Below are 13,895 nucleotides of genomic sequence, written 5' to 3'. Positions count from 1 at the left end.
GGGTCTGGGCTCCCGTCCTCAGCGCGCGAGCCAGTTCGGCAGCCACGCGGGGTTGTTCGCGGGGGCGACGTCGACCAGCAGGCAGGTGATGTTGTCGGGTCCGCCGCGTTCGTTGGCGGCCGCGATGAGGGCGCGCACGGTGTCGTCGCCGTCCGGGTCGGTGGTGAGCAGGGTGGCGATCTCGCCGGCGGAGACCACGTCGGACAGGCCGTCCGAGCAGAGCAGGTAGCGGTCGCCCTCGTGGACGTCGTGGAAGAACAGGTCCGGGTCGTGCTCGCTGCCCGCTTGGAGGGCGCGCATGAGCATGGACCGGCCGGGGTGCTCGTCGGCTTGTTCGGCGGACATGCGCCCGTCGTCCACCAGGGCCTGGACCATGGTGTGGTCGCGGGTCACCTGGGTCAGCTCGCCGTCGCGGACGAGGTAGCAGCGGGAGTCGCCGATGTGCCCGACGGCGAACCGCTCGCCGTCCCACAGCAGCGCGGTGAGCGTGGTGCCCATGCCGCGCATGTCGAAGTTCTCCTCGGCCAGGTCGGTCAGCCGGATGGCGATCTGGCGGGCCGCTTCGGAGAGGGCGCCGAGGGGGTCGTCGGTGTCGGTGTCCAGTTCGGCCATGACGCCGACCGCGATCGAGCTGGCCACTTCGCCGTACGCGTGGCCGCCCATTCCGTCGGCCACGGCGAACAGGCGCTCGCTGTAGTACACCGAGTCCTCGTTCGCTTCACGGCGCAGGCCGGGGTCGGTGCCGACGGCGTACCGGAGCGCATACATGCCGGATAGTGAATCACCCGCACGAGTGCCCGTGAGCAGGGCATCTCCAAAATGGGTCAGCGGGGTCGGCCGTAGAACTCGCTCAGGACGAGCATGGCGGCTCCGGCGGCGACCACGTCGTCACCCAGGGGGGTGATCGACACGTCCACGGGCAGCCATTCGTCCTTGGGGAGCCGGGCGCGGACGCCGTCGAGGTAGGCGGTGGGTTCGGCGAGCACGGCGCGGCCCGCGAGGACCACGTGGTCGATGTCGAGGAGCTGCACGAGGTCGGCGACCGCGACGCCGACGACGGAGGTCGCTCCCACGAGGTCGCCGCGGGCGGCGGCGAGGTTGTGCAGCGCTTCGACGCAGCCGGCTCGCCCGCACACGCACCGCGGGCCGTCGAGTTGGAGGGTGGTGTGCCCGTACTCGCCGGCGTTGGTGCGCACGCCGCGGTGCACGCGCCCGTCGAGCAGCATGCCGATGCCCAGGCCGGTGCCGACGAGCACGAGGACGGCGTCCCGCAGTTCTTCGCCGCGTCGCCACGCCTCGGCGACCACGGCGGTGTTGGTGTCCTTGTCGAGGACGACGGGCAGGTTGAGCCGTTCTTCGGCCCACGAGCGCAGTGGCACGTCGTGCCAGGCGGTGAGGCCGGTGGGGTCGTGGACGACGCCGGTGCGGTGGTCGAGGGGTCCGACGAACCCGATGCCGACGCCGATGAGGCGGTCGTTGCGGAGCCCGTCGACGAGGCGGGTCAGCTCGGTGACGAAGGTGGGCGGGTCGAAGTCGGGTGGCAGGGGGGCGACGGCGCGGTCGAGGACGGTGCCGGCGAGGTCGGTGAGCACGACGCGCAGTTCGTCGCGCTCGACCTGGGCGCCGAGCGCGAGCCTGCTGTCGGCGACGAGCTTGAGCAGGGTGCGCGGTTTGCCGACGCCGACGTTGCGGGTGCCGGATTCGACCAGGAGGCCGTCGCCGATGAGCCTGCCGACGACCTTGGACACCGCCTGCGGGGTCAGGCCGCTGCGCTCGGCGAGTTCGACCCTGGTCACGGCGCCGGACCGGGCCAGGCCCAGCACCACCGCGTCGTTGTATCCCCGCAGGAAGCGCAAGTTGGGCACGGGGTCATCATGGCACGCCTGGCTATTACTACACAGTGTTGCTTTAATGGGTTCATGTCCCTGAGCACCAGGTTGTCCGACTCGCGCCCCGCGCGGTCCGGGCCGGCGGAGGAGTCCCCGACCAGGAACAGGTCATCTGACGATTTGTCGACATGTGGTCGACCCGGGGCGCCGGACGGGGTGGTGTCGCCGTGAGCCTGCTGGACGAACTGGCCGAGCAGGAGGCCAGGCTGGTGTTCACGTCCTTCGACAACGAGGTCGCGCTCGCCCTGGGCGCGTTCCTGCTGGACGCGGCCCGCGCGGCCGGGCTGCCCGTGACGATCTCGGTGCGGCGCGCCGGGCAGCGCCTGTTCCACGCGGCCCTGCCGGGCACGTCGGTGGACAACGACGCGTGGATCGACCGCAAGTCCCGCGTGGTCGACCGCTACGGGCAGAGCTCCTACCGCGTCGGCGAGGGCTTCCGGGCGAGGGGCCGGACGTTCGAGGCCGACTCCCGCCTGGACCCCGACCGCTACGCCGCGCACGGCGGCGTCTTCCCGGTGACCGTGGCCGGCGTCGGCGTGGTCGGCACGGTCGGCGTCTCCGGCCTGCCCCAGGCCGAGGACCACGCGTTCGTGGTGGGACGGCTGGAGGAGTTCCTGGCCACCCGCTGACCCCGGCGGCAGCCGGCCGCCCCGGCCGCCGCCCTCCTCCGACCGCGCCCCACCCCCTGGCGCGGTCGGACGCGAGGGGGCTCCCCCGGGATCGGGGAGCCCCCTCGCACCGAGCAGCCGACTCGGCGGACCACCTCGCTCGGCGGACCACCTCGCTCGGCGGAACCGCTTCACCCGGCGGACGACCTCACTCAGCCGAACACCCCACTCAGCAGAACACCCGGCTCAGCAGAACGCCTCGGTCAACAACTCCATCGCCCCGTTGACCGGCCCGCCGTCCGGCGTCGAGGTCACCGAGGCCGCCAGGCGCGTCTTGGTGTCCGGGGTGCTCAGCAGCGTGCTGGAGTAGCCGGGGATGCCGCCGCCGTGACCCCACGCGGTCACGCCGCACGGCAGCTCGGTGGACTCGATGCCCAGGCCGTAGCCCTCCTCCACGGTGGTCAGCAGCTCCCGCTGCTGGGCGGGCCGCAGCAGGCGGCCGTCCAGCAGCGCGTCGATGAACCGCTCCAGGTCCGCGGTCGTCGAGATCATCTCGCCGGCCGCCCAGGCGACGGACGGGTTCAGCTCGGTGATGTCCACGACCTGGCCGTGCGCCCGCACGTAGCCGTGGGCGTGCGGTCCGGGCACCTCGACCCGCGTGCCCGGCACGGACGTGTCGCGCAGCCCGAGCGGGCGCAGGACGCGCTGCTCGACCGACCGGCCGTAGGGCTTGCCGGTGACCTCCTCGATCAGCAGGCCGGCCACGACGTAGTTGGTGTTGGAGTAGCTCCAGTCGGCGCCCGGCTCGAAGTTCAGCGGCTTGGCCGTGGACAGGGCGACCAGCTCGGCCGGCGTCCACGTCTTGTACCGGATGGACTCGAACTCGCTCGGGTCCAGCGGCAGCCCGTCCGTGTAGTTGTAGAGGCCGCTGGTGTGCTGGAGCACGTGCCGCACGGTGATCCGGTCGCCGTCCGGCAGCAGGCCCGGCAGGTAGCGGGACACGGGCGCGTCCAGCTCCACCCGGCCCTCGCCGACCAACTGGAGCACCACCGTCGAGACGAACGTCTTGGTGATGCTGCCGATCCGGAACCGGCCGTCGGTCGGCACCGGGCGCGGCGAGCCGACCCGGGCCGTGCCGGCGCGGGCGGTGAACTCGTGCCGCCCGTCGACGACCCGGAGCTGGACTCCCTGCGCCCCGGTGGCCGCCATCTCGTCCAGCGCCCCCTGCACGACCTCGCGGTCGATCCGGTGACCGCCCGGGGCGGCCACCGCCGTCCCGCTCGCGCCCACGACCGCCAACCCCATCGCGGCGGCCAGGGCGATTCCCCTCTTGACCTTCAACGTGTCCTCCCTTGGACGTTGAGGGCACCAGCCTGCCGTCACGACGGCGCCGTGGCGTCACTCCACGGTGGTGATCGGAGTGCTACCGAAGTCTGACAACCCCCTAGTGGTCGGCTTCGGCGGAGCCCCCTAGTGGTCGGCTTCCGCGGAACCGATTCCGGAGGTACGATCACTACTCCATTCGAGTGACACAAATGGTCTAGACCTTGACCGTTAAGTGGTCTGAACCACATGGTGACATCCCCTGCACTCCTTCCCTGACGAGGAGCACGATGTCCAAGATCCGATGGCATGTCACAGCGTTGTTCGTGGCGGTCGCCACGTTGGTGGTGGGGCTGGTCGTCGCGCCTGCGGCGAGCGGCGCGGGCGGCGTTTCGGCCACCTTCAGCAAGGGCTCGGACTGGGGCACGGGCTACGAGGGCAAGTTCACCATCCGCAACAGCGGCACCACCGCGCTGAGCACCTGGACCGTCGAGTTCGACCTGCCGGCCGGCCACCGGGTCAGCTCGATCTGGGACGGCTCGCAGACCACCAGCGGCCAGCACGTCACGGTCAAGCCGAGCTGGAACGGCAACGTGGGCGTCGGCGGCTCGGTCAGCTTCGGCTTCAACGTGACCTACTCGGGCGCGTACTCCGCCCCGGCCAACTGCAAGCTGAACGGCGCGTCGTGCGAGGCGGGCGGGTCGAACCCGACCACCACCACGACCACGACGACCACCACGACGACGAGCACCACCACGACCACCCCGACGACGACCACGACCACGACCACGGGCAACCCGCAGCCGCACGGTCGCATCAACCTCGGGTACTTCACCCAGTGGGGCGTCTACGGCCGCCAGTACTTCGTGAAGAACATCCACACCTCCGGCTCGGCCGCGAAGATGACGCACATCAACTACTCGTTCGGCAACGTGCAGAACGGGCAGTGCACCATCGGTGACGCCTACGCCGACTACGACATGGGCTACACCACCGCGAACTCCGTCGACGGCGTCGCCGACAGCTGGGACACCGGCGCCCTGCGCGGCAACTTCAACCAGCTGCGCAAGCTGAAGAAGATGTACCCGCACATCAAGGTGCTGTTCTCCTTCGGCGGTTGGACCTGGTCCGGCGGCTTCGGCCAGGCCGCGCAGAACCCGGCCGCGTTCGCCGAGTCCTGCTACAAGCTGGTCGAGGACCCGCGCTGGGCGGACGTGTTCGACGGCATCGACATCGACTGGGAGTACCCGAACGCCTGCGGCCTGACCTGCGACACCAGCGGCTTCGGCTCGTTCAAGACCCTCTCCCAGGCGCTGCGCACCCGCTTCGGCCAGAACTACCTGGTGACCGCGGCCATCACCGCCGACGGCTCCAACGGCGGCAAGATCGACGCGGCCGACTACGGCGGCGCGGCCCAGTACCTCGACTGGTACAACGTCATGACCTACGACTACTTCGGCGCCTGGGCGGCGCAGGGCCCGACGGCCCCGCACTCCCCGCTGACGTCCTACCCCGGCATCCCCACCGCGGGCTTCAACTCCGACGCCGCGATCCAGAAGCTGAAGAGCAAGGGCGTCCCCTCGTCCAAGCTGCTGCTGGGCATCGGCTTCTACGGCCGCGGCTGGACCGGCGTCACGCAGTCCGCCCCGGGCGGCACCGCCACCGGCGCCGCGCCCGGCACCTACGAGGCCGGCATCGAGGACTACAAGGTCCTCAAGACCAAGTGCCCGGCCACCGGCACCATCGCCGGCACCGCGTACGCGCACTGCGGCAACCAGTGGTGGAGCTACGACACCCCGGCCACCATCGGCGGCAAGATGTCCTACGCCAAGAACCAGGGCCTCGGCGGCGCCTTCTTCTGGTCCCTCGACGGCGACACCAGCAACGGTGAGCTGGTCACCGCCATCGCCAGCGGCCTGAAGTAAACCCGCACGCACCACCCGGAAGGGCCCCGCAGGCGTCCCCCCTGCGGGGCCCTTCCGCATCCCGACGCAGAACTCACCGGTCCCGAACGTTCGACACGGTGGACCTGAACGTTCGACTCGCGATGTCCGGACGTACGACTCGCGCGACCTGGACGTACGACTCGCGGGTCCCGGACGTACGACTCGCCGGGGTTTCGGCGAGTCGTACGTCCAGGTCGGGTGTGTCGTACGTCCAGGTCGGGCGGGTGGGTTCGTTCGTCAGCGGTCGGTGATCACTCGGTAGGCGACGCCGCCGTGGTCCTCGCCCTCCACCAGTTGGACCAGGTTCACCAGGTAGTCGCCCGGCGCCTCCGGGGTGAAGGTCAGCTCCGCGGTGAACCGCTCGCCCGCCCGCAGCGGCACGCCGAGCAGCGCCGCCCGCCTCGGGTCGACCTGGAACGCGGTCTCGCCGACCTGCTTCACGCCCTCCGCCTTGCCGCCGCCCGCGCGCCAGCGCTCGAACAGCTCCCGGCCGAGGTCGATCACCACGGCGCCCGCCACCGGCTTCTCACCGGTCAGCACCAGGTCGGTCCTGACCTCCTCCCGGCCGGTCGCGTTGCCCAGGGTGAACCAGGACCGCACCGGCTCCAGCACGCGGCCGCGCACGGTCTGGAGGTTCTTCCAGGCGATGTTGTTGTTGTTCTTGGTGTTGAGCGCGGTGTTCGGGCCCTCCGCGAACGTCATCGGGTCCGTCGCCGACACCCACCGCGCCAGCAGGCAGAAGTGGCCCGGACCGGGGACGTTCGCCCACGGGACCTTGGCCACGACCCCGCCCGTCGGCACGGTCAGCGCCTGCTGCCCCACGAACACCCAGTCGCCGTTGGTGGCGCTGTTCCACGTCGTGCCGCCGCCGGCGGGGGTGCGGTAGACCTTGAGCGTGCCGGTGGCCGAGCCGGAGAGGTTGTTCAGCTTCACGTGGACGTAGTTCGTCGCGCCGACCACCGGCTGGATGCCCGCGCAGTCCGCGAGCCCCGGGCACACCTTGATGTCCGGGCTGTTCCACACCGTGCCGTTCGGGTTGGGCTCGGCGCCGGTGTCGGTCACCTGGTCGCGCACGAACACGTCCGTCCGCCGGCAGTCGGTCAGGAACTTCCGGATCGAGTCGGCCGTGCCCTCGCCGGTCGCCGACGCCTGGAGGTACAGGCCGCCGGTCGTGGTCGCGTAGTTCTGCATGATCGGCCCGATCACCGGGCTGTGCGCCGTCGACGTCGGCACGTGCACGGGGCTGATCTTGATGCCGCGCGCCAGGGCGTCGTTGGCCCACTGCGCGGCGTTGGCGACGTCGGTGGGCCCGTGGGCGTCGTCGAAGCCGCCGGGGCGGGCGTCGGTCACCAGCACGACGAACTTCATCGCGTTGGACCGCCACGTGCCGGCGAAGTCGGCGTTCTGCGGCCTGCCCGCCGCCGCCCGGTTGTTCACCACGGTGTTCAGGGCTTCGTCGGACGCCTCGGGCTCGCTGCCGCCCGCGCCCGCGGCGAGGGTGTTGGTGACGTAGCCCGTCACCGCCGCCGCGTTGCCGGGAGCCAGGTCGCTGTGGACGGTGACGTCGTCCTTGAAGGTCACCAGCCCGAGCTGGTAGTCGCCGCCGGACGCGCTGACGACGTCGTCGACGATCGCGTTGACGCCGGTCTTCAGGTTGGCGATGGCGCCGCCCATGCTGCCGGTGTCGTCGAGGACGAACACGACGTCGAGCGGACCGCACCTGGAGGCGACGGGCGCGGCCGCGGCCGGTGCCGTGGCCTGGGTGGTGGAGGCGACCAGCGCGGCGACCGCCAGCAGCACGCCACGCCTGGGAGAGGAGCGCATGTGATCTCTTTCCGCTAGCGCTACCGGGCCCGGGGGCCCGGGCGACCGGACACCGTTGTCCGGTCGCGACAAGCGGATGACCTCACGACCTCCCGAATACGGTCCGAGCAGAGCAACTTCGCACCGGTTCCCCCTCCGGCGAACAGCAGCCCACCACCCCCGACCGGGTGATCCCACCGGCGTGTCGCACGCCCGAGTCGCGCGAGTCGTACGCCCAGGTCGCGCGAGTCGAACGTTCAGGACCACCGCGTCGAACGCTCTGGACCCCCGAGTTCCACGTTCGCGCCACCCGCTCCGGGCCGTCCCGGTCACCGAGGGGCGGGCCCGCGCGCCGGGACGCGCGGGCCCGCCTGGCTCACACGGTCAGGCTCCACGAGTCCAGGTGGCCGGTGTCCGCCGAGTACACGTCCTGCACGCGCAGCCGCCACGCGCCGTTGCGCGCCTCGGACGACACGTCCGCCGTGTACGTGGTGTCGATGTCGTCGCCCGAGTCGCCGTTCGACGACTTCAGCCGGTACGCCGACCCGTCCGGCGCGAGCAGGTCGACCACCAGGTCACCCCGGTAGGTGTGCTTGACGCGCACCTCGACCCGCGCGGACGCCGACGCGCCGCCCTCGCAGCCGGTGATGGTGATGGTGCTGGTCACGGCCGCCCCGTTGTCCGGGATGGCCACGTCCGCGTCGTTGGTCCGCCGCTCGCACCCGGTGGGCGGGTTGCCCGCGCCGCCGTAGGGGTTGGCGGCCTTCTTCGCCGCGTACATCAGCATCGGCCGCGTCGTCGGCCAGAACGTCGACGCCTGGCACGAGTAGGCCGGGAGGAACCCGGAGCACGTGCCCGACGACGGCCCGACCTCCCACACGAACGAGGCGACGCCCAGGTCGTCGTACACCCAGTCGTCGGTCGCGCCGGCCGCGTTGTAGAGCACCTCGCCGGGCTGGCCGTACTGCCAGCCGCCGGCCAGCGACGCCATGTCCCGCGCCATGCCGCGCAGCGCGGCGTCGTTGCCGGTCTTCTGGGTCGCGCTCCACCCCCACGGGAACAGCACCAGGTTCGAGTAGCTGTGCATGGAGATGACGACGCCGGTGGTGTCGGCGGGCGCGGCGTCGCCCGCGCCCGTGCCGCGCCGGTCGCGGTACAGGGAGCGCCACAGGCCCTGGAGCGCCCGCGTCTCGACCTCGGAGTTGGCCGACGGGCCCTTGTAGGTCTGGTCGCACGGGTTGGACGACGTGCCGGACTCGCCCCAGTGCGAGTCGGTGTTGCGGTTGAGGTCGATGCCGACGTGCGAGGACGACGTGCCCGAGCAGTTCGACCCGTTCGTGGTGTTCGCGTTCTTGCGCTGGTAGCGCGGCGAGTTGCCGCCCTGCTGGACGATGTTCACGCCGTCCGGGTTGGCGATCGGCACCACCCAGACCTCGGTGCTGTCGAGCAGCGCGGTGACCTCGGCGTCGGCGCCGTAGCCCTGGACGAGGTGGTCGATCCACCGCCAGGCGACGTCGCCGGTGGTCAGCTCGCGGGCGTGCAGCTGGCCCATGACGAAGAACCGGGGCTTGGTCGCGTTCGGGTTCAGCTCGCAGTCGCCCGCGTTCTTCTTCGTCAGGCACACGGCCCGCAGGTCGTAGCCGCCCGCGCCCTGCGTCTTGCGCCACGAGTCGCCGTAGTCGACGACGGTCGCCAGGTCCGGGCGGTCCTGGGCGACCTGGTCCAGGTGCGACCAGTGGGCGTTGATGGTGCGGTAGCCGCCGTAGTAGGTCTCGTTGACGTTGGCGGCGTCGACCTGCGACCTCGCGGCCGGCGGCTGCCACTCGGGCGCGGGCAGCACCTCGTCGACGAACGCCGTGAACCCGGCTCCTCGGAGGCCGGCGCCCGTGGCGGCGTCGCCGAGCACGAACAGGTGCTCGCCGTCGCGGTCCTCCAGCACGTCGAACCCGCGCCCGAGCAGGTCCTGCGCGGCGGACCCCAGCGGGGCGCGCACCTTGTACACGTACGTGGGACCGGCCGGGGCCGCCGCGACCTCGGGGGCGGGTCCGGCGGTCGTGGGGCTCGCGGTGACCACGGCGGCCGCCGCCACACCGGCCACGGCCAGCGTCAGCAGGGAGCGTCTTCTCGACTTCACGCGTTCCTCCTAGGCAGGGTGCTTCGGAGGATGGAGCACCCGGCGCTGCTTGCCCACCCACCAACCGGCCATTGCTGTGCGTTATGACCGCAGGTCGCGACCGGTGTGTTTCAGGGTTGCCCCCGGAGGTACCCGGATCTTGACCCGGACGGCGGCCGGCCCGGGGGCCGGGTGGAGGAGGAGTGGTGGAGGACGAGGAACTGGTCGCGCGCATCACCGCGCTGGTGGAGGAAGAGCACCGGCTGGAGAACTCGCACACCGGCGAGGGGCTGCCGGAGGGCGACGCCCGGCGGTTGCGCGACGTGGAGGTCGCCCTGGACCAGACGTGGGACCTGCTCCGGCAGCGCCGGGCGCGCCGTGACGCGGGCCTGGACCCGGACGGCGCGGAGGCCCGCGGACCCGGCACGGTGGAGAACTACCGCCAGTAGGCCGCCGCACCCGACCCGTCCGCTCGACCAGCCGGCTCGGCCGGTCCGCTCGACCAGCCGGCTCGGCCGGTCCGCTTGACCCGTCCCCTGGGGCAGGCACCAGGGTTCCGGTCCGTGGAGGATGCGCGGGTGGAACGGCTCCTGGGGACAGGCGAGTTCGCACGCCGGTCGAGGCTGTCGGTCAAGGCGCTCCGGCTGTACGAGCGCCAGGGCCTGCTGCGCCCGGCCAGGGTGAACGGCGTCAACGGCTACCGCGGCTACCGCGAGGACCAGCTGACCGGGGCCCGGCTGGTGGCGCTGCTGCGCCGGCTGGACATGCCGCTGACCGAGGTCGCCCGGATCGCCGCCGCGCCCGAGCCCGACCGCGCCGGGCTGCTCGCCGCGTACTGGGCGGGCGTCGAGGAGCGGATCGCCGTCCAGCGGAGCCTGGCCGCGCACCTCCGCGTCGTGTTGTCGAGCGGAGAGGGACTGCTGGAGATGTACCGGGTCGAGCAACGGGAAGTACCTGAACGCGTGATCCTCACCGAGCAGCGTCACCTGCTGCAACCGGAGTTGGAGGACTGGATCCTCACCTCCTGGGAGCGCATGAGGAAGGCGGCCGAACCGTACGGCGGCGCGTCGGCCCCGCCGTACGTGATCTACCACGGGGAGGTCAACGAGGACAGCAACGGCCCCGCCGAGGTCTGCTACCCGATCGACGCGGCGAGCGCGCCGCCGGAGGTGGCGTCCCGCGTCGAACCGGCCCACACCGAGGCCTACGTGCGGCTGCGCAAGGCGCAGGTCGTGTACCCGCAGATCCTGTCGGCGTTCGACGCCGTCGCCCGGTGGGCCGAGGAGAACGGCCGCACCGTCGTCGCCGCGCCGCGCGAGGTCTACTTCGGCGACTGGGCGTCCTCGGGAGCGGAGGACGAGGTCTGCGACGTCGCCTTCCCGGTGGCCTGACGGGAACCGAACTCCCGGAGGGGACGCGAACGACCGCGCGGGAACGGCGACGGGCCACCCGCGCGGGACTTCGCGTGCCACACCGCCGCGCACCGCCAACACCGCCGCACCCCGGCCACTCCCGCGCCACGGCCGCTCCATGCACGCCCCCGTGCCTCACGCACGCCCCCGTGCCCCGCGCGGGCCCGGTGGTCTCGTGCCGGCCGAGCGGATCCGCACGTTGCGCCGCCTGGTCACGGAGCCCGGGTGCGCCCACTGCTCCCGCATCACCTCCTCCCCGCCGACCACCCGGCGCAGGCAGCTCTCGCTCAGCACGAACCCCGCCCGCGCGGCCCGCTGCCGGAACAGCACCTCCTGCCGCTCCGGGCGGGTGGTCACCACGTCGTCGACCACCGCCCGGTCGGACCCCGCCGCGCCTGGACAGCGCCCGCGCGTACGCCTCGGTCTGGAGCAGCCCCGGCACCGGTTCCACGCCGTAGTGCCGGATGCGGTCGGCGTCCTGCTCGAAGTCGTGGCAGGGCCGGGACACGCGGGGGACGTCGCCCTGAGCTGGATCCGTTGGCGCGCAACGACAAAGGCGCGGCGCGGCGCTCACAGCTCCCGGGCGAGGCGGTGGTCCAGCGCCGTGTGCCGCCGCCCCGCGCCCACGGTGCGGACCGCCTGCCCGATGGCCTTGCGCGACCCGACCAGCACCACGAGCTTCTTGGCGCGGGTGACCGCCGTGTAGAGGAGGTTGCGCTGGAGCATCATCCACGCGGAATTCGTGATTGGAATGACCACACAGGGGTATTCACTGCCCTGTGAGCGGTGAATCGTCATGGCGTAGGCGTGGGTCAACTCGTCCAGCTCGCCGAACTCGTAGTCCACGTCCTCTTCCTCGTCGGTCCGAACGGTCAGCCTCTGCTCCACCGCGTCGATCGCCGTGACCACCCCGACGGTCCCGTTGAACACGTTCTTGTCGTAGTTGTTGCGCATCTGGGTGACCTTGTCCCCGACCCGGAACACCCGGCCGCCGAAGCGGCGCTCGGGCAGGTCCGGCTTCGAGGGCGTCAGGGCCTCCTGCAACAACGCGTTGAGCCCGCCCGCGCCCGCGGGACCCCGGTGCATCGGCGCGAGCACCTGCACGTCCGTGCGCGGTTTCAGGCCGAACTTGCGCGGGATGCGGTTGGCGACCACGTCGACCGTCACCGCCGCCGCGTCCTCGGCCTCCTCCGCCGGGAACAGGAAGAAGTCCGGCAGGCCTTGCACGACGGGGTGGTCGCCGTTGTTGATGCGGTGCGCGTTGGTCACCACGCCGGACTGCTGCGCCTGGCGGAAGATGTGGGTCAGGCGCACGTTCGGCACGGGCCCGCCGTCCGCCAGCACGTCCCGCAGCACCTCGCCCGCGCCGACCGAGGGCAGCTGGTCGACGTCGCCGACGAGCAGCAGGTGCGCGCCCGGCGCGACGGCCTTGACCAGCTTGTTGGCCAGCAACAGGTCGAGCATCGACGCCTCGTCCACCACGACCAGGTCCGCGTCGAGCGGCCGCTCGCGGTCGTAGGCGGCGTCACCGCCGGGCTTCAGCTCCAGCAGCCGGTGCACGGTGCGGGCCTCGTGGCCGGTCAGCTCGGTCAGGCGCTTGGCCGCGCGGCCGGTGGGCGCGGCGAGCACCACGCGCGCGCCCTTGGCGACCGCCAGCCTGACGATCGAGCGGACCGTGAAGCTCTTGCCGCACCCCGGTCCGCCGGTGAGCACGGCGACCTTGCGGGTCAGGGCGAGCTGGACGGCGGCGCGCTGCCGGTCCTCCAGCTCCGCGCCCAGCCACGCGAACGCCTTCCCCCAGTCGACGCGCCGGAACGCGGGCATCCGCTCCTCGTCCGCGCCCAACAGCCTCAGCAGCTGGTTGGCCAGCGAGATCTCCGCGCGGTGGAACGCGATCAGGTAGATCGCGGGCTCGCCGTCCGGCATGACCTCGCGGACCACGCCCTCCTCCGCGACCAGCTCGGCCAGGCAGTCGATGACCAGGCCCGCGTCCACCTGGAGGATCTTGATCGCGGCGGCGATCAGCTCGTTCTCGGGCAGGTAGCAGTTGCCGTCGTTGGTGGCCTCGCCCAGCGTGAACTGGAGGCCCGCCTTGACGCGCTGCGGGCTGTCGTGCGGGATGCCGACGGCCTTGGCGATCACGTCGGCGGTGCGGAACCCGATGCCCCACACGTCGTTGGCGAGCCGGTAGGGCTCCTCGCGCACGACGTCGATGGCCTTGTCGCCGTACTGCTTGTAGATGCGCACGGCCAGTGACGTGGACACGCCGACGCCCTGGAGGAAGACCATGACCTCCTTGATGGACTTCTGCTCCTCCCACGCCGCCGCGATCATCTTCGTGCGCTTCGGCCCGAGCTTGGGCACCTCGACCAACCGCTGCGGCTCGTGCTCGATGACGTCCAGCGCGCCCACGCCGAAGTGGGTGACGATCCGGTCGGCGAGCACCGGCCCGATGCCCTTGATCAGGCCGGACCCGAGGTAGCGGCGGATGCCCTGGATGGTCGCGGGCAGCACGGTCGTGTAGTCCTCGACGACGAACTGCTTGCCGTACTGGGGGTGCGAGCCCCACCGGCCGCGCATCCGGATCGACTCGCCGGGCTGCGCGCCCAGCAACGAGCCGACCACGGTCACCAGGTCCCCACCGCGCCCGGTGTCGACGCGGGCGACCGTGTAACCGGTCTCCTCGTTGGCGAACGTGATCCTCTCCAGCACCGCTTCCAGCACGGCATCACCCACCCCGCCACCCTAGGCGGCCGCGCCGACACCGGGGCGCCAGGTGTCCCGCGGCCCTCGGTGCGGCT

The 13,895-nt window shown here is 71.8% G+C and carries 10 protein-coding genes and 2 pseudogenes; 4 read left to right on the top strand and 8 right to left on the bottom strand.

The window, feature by feature from the left end:
- Nucleotides 1–18 precede the first annotated feature (18 nt).
- Together ABD223_RS31375 and ABD223_RS31370 are read right to left on the bottom strand one after the other, a co-directional pair.
- Nucleotides 19–768: a PP2C family protein-serine/threonine phosphatase gene (locus ABD223_RS31375; RefSeq protein WP_344040249.1), complete on the bottom strand. Its 750-nt coding sequence runs from the start codon at nt 766–768 to the stop codon at nt 19–21.
- A 56-nt stretch (nt 769–824) separates the two neighbouring features.
- Nucleotides 825–1,865 carry an ROK family transcriptional regulator gene (locus tag ABD223_RS31370; protein WP_344040248.1) on the bottom strand — a complete coding sequence of 347 codons (1,041 nt, stop codon included), beginning with the start codon at nt 1,863–1,865 and terminating at the stop codon, nt 825–827.
- A 152-nt stretch (nt 1,866–2,017) separates the two neighbouring features.
- Here ABD223_RS31370 and ABD223_RS31365 point away from each other — a divergent pair, with 152 nt between their 5' ends.
- On the top strand, nt 2,018–2,518 hold the full coding sequence (locus ABD223_RS31365) for a heme-degrading domain-containing protein (RefSeq protein ID WP_344040247.1): 501 nt from the start codon (nt 2,018–2,020) through the stop codon (nt 2,516–2,518).
- 225 nt (nt 2,519–2,743) lie between these two features.
- Here ABD223_RS31365 and ABD223_RS31360 read toward each other — a convergent pair whose 3' ends face one another.
- Complete coding sequence (locus tag ABD223_RS31360) at nt 2,744–3,838, bottom strand: serine hydrolase domain-containing protein (RefSeq protein ID WP_344040246.1); 1,095 nt, start codon at nt 3,836–3,838, stop codon at nt 2,744–2,746.
- Nucleotides 3,839–4,110: 272 nt separating this feature from the next.
- Here ABD223_RS31360 and ABD223_RS31355 point away from each other — a divergent pair, with 272 nt between their 5' ends.
- The gene (locus ABD223_RS31355) at nt 4,111–5,745 is read left to right on the top strand and encodes a glycosyl hydrolase family 18 protein (protein WP_344040245.1); all 1,635 of its coding nucleotides are present in this window, start codon (nt 4,111–4,113) and stop codon (nt 5,743–5,745) included.
- Nucleotides 5,746–6,003: 258 nt separating this feature from the next.
- Here the strand turns inward: ABD223_RS31355 and ABD223_RS31350 are convergent, their stop codons facing one another.
- Together ABD223_RS31350 and ABD223_RS31345 are read right to left on the bottom strand one after the other, a co-directional pair.
- The gene (locus tag ABD223_RS31350) at nt 6,004–7,590 is read right to left on the bottom strand and encodes a vWA domain-containing protein (RefSeq protein ID WP_344040244.1); all 1,587 of its coding nucleotides are present in this window, start codon (nt 7,588–7,590) and stop codon (nt 6,004–6,006) included.
- A gap of 355 nt (nt 7,591–7,945) precedes the next feature.
- A complete protein-coding gene (locus ABD223_RS31345) occupies nt 7,946–9,703 on the bottom strand; it encodes a M14 family zinc carboxypeptidase (protein ID WP_344040243.1) in 1,758 nt (585 codons plus the stop codon).
- Between the two features lie 185 nt (nt 9,704–9,888).
- Here ABD223_RS31345 and ABD223_RS31340 point away from each other — a divergent pair, with 185 nt between their 5' ends.
- Nucleotides 9,889–10,131 carry a DUF2630 family protein gene (locus ABD223_RS31340; RefSeq protein ID WP_344040242.1) on the top strand — a complete coding sequence of 81 codons (243 nt, stop codon included), beginning with the start codon at nt 9,889–9,891 and terminating at the stop codon, nt 10,129–10,131.
- Nucleotides 10,132–10,260: 129 nt separating this feature from the next.
- Entirely contained in the window at nt 10,261–11,073 is an 813-nt protein-coding gene (locus tag ABD223_RS31335; protein WP_344040241.1) for a MerR family transcriptional regulator, read from the top strand.
- Nucleotides 11,074–11,229: 156 nt separating this feature from the next.
- Here ABD223_RS31335 and ABD223_RS31330 read toward each other — a convergent pair.
- From ABD223_RS31330 to recD2, 3 genes and pseudogenes are all read right to left on the bottom strand, one after another.
- Nucleotides 11,230–11,472 (bottom strand): annotated as a pseudogene (locus ABD223_RS31330) (Scr1 family TA system antitoxin-like transcriptional regulator); the annotation flags it as partial.
- Nucleotides 11,473–11,497: 25 nt separating this feature from the next.
- Nucleotides 11,498–11,602: pseudogene (locus ABD223_RS43700) on the bottom strand (Scr1 family TA system antitoxin-like transcriptional regulator); the annotation flags it as partial.
- Between the two features lie 62 nt (nt 11,603–11,664).
- Complete coding sequence (gene recD2 / locus ABD223_RS31325) at nt 11,665–13,830, bottom strand: SF1B family DNA helicase RecD2 (protein WP_344040239.1); 2,166 nt, start codon at nt 13,828–13,830, stop codon at nt 11,665–11,667.
- Nucleotides 13,831–13,895 lie beyond the last annotated feature (65 nt).

The sequence above is a fragment of the Saccharothrix xinjiangensis genome (genome assembly GCF_039527585.1).
In the GTDB taxonomy this organism is placed as follows: domain Bacteria; phylum Actinomycetota; class Actinomycetes; order Mycobacteriales; family Pseudonocardiaceae; genus Actinosynnema; species Actinosynnema xinjiangensis.
Note: the sequence above shows the minus strand (reverse complement) of the source record. Positions and strands in the feature narration are given on the sequence as shown.

What these genes read in the sequence shown, in the direction of transcription:
- ABD223_RS31355 (WP_344040245.1), top strand. Translation starts at nt 4,111, where the DNA reads ATGTCCAAGATCCGATGGCATGTCACAGCGTTGTTCGTGGCGGTCGCC.
- ABD223_RS31375 (WP_344040249.1), bottom strand. Translation starts at nt 768, where the DNA reads ATGTATGCGCTCCGGTACGCCGTCGGCACCGACCCCGGCCTGCGCCGT.
- ABD223_RS31365 (WP_344040247.1), top strand. Translation starts at nt 2,018, where the DNA reads ATGTGGTCGACCCGGGGCGCCGGACGGGGTGGTGTCGCCGTGAGCCTG.
- ABD223_RS31350 (WP_344040244.1), bottom strand. Translation starts at nt 7,590, where the DNA reads ATGCGCTCCTCTCCCAGGCGTGGCGTGCTGCTGGCGGTCGCCGCGCTG.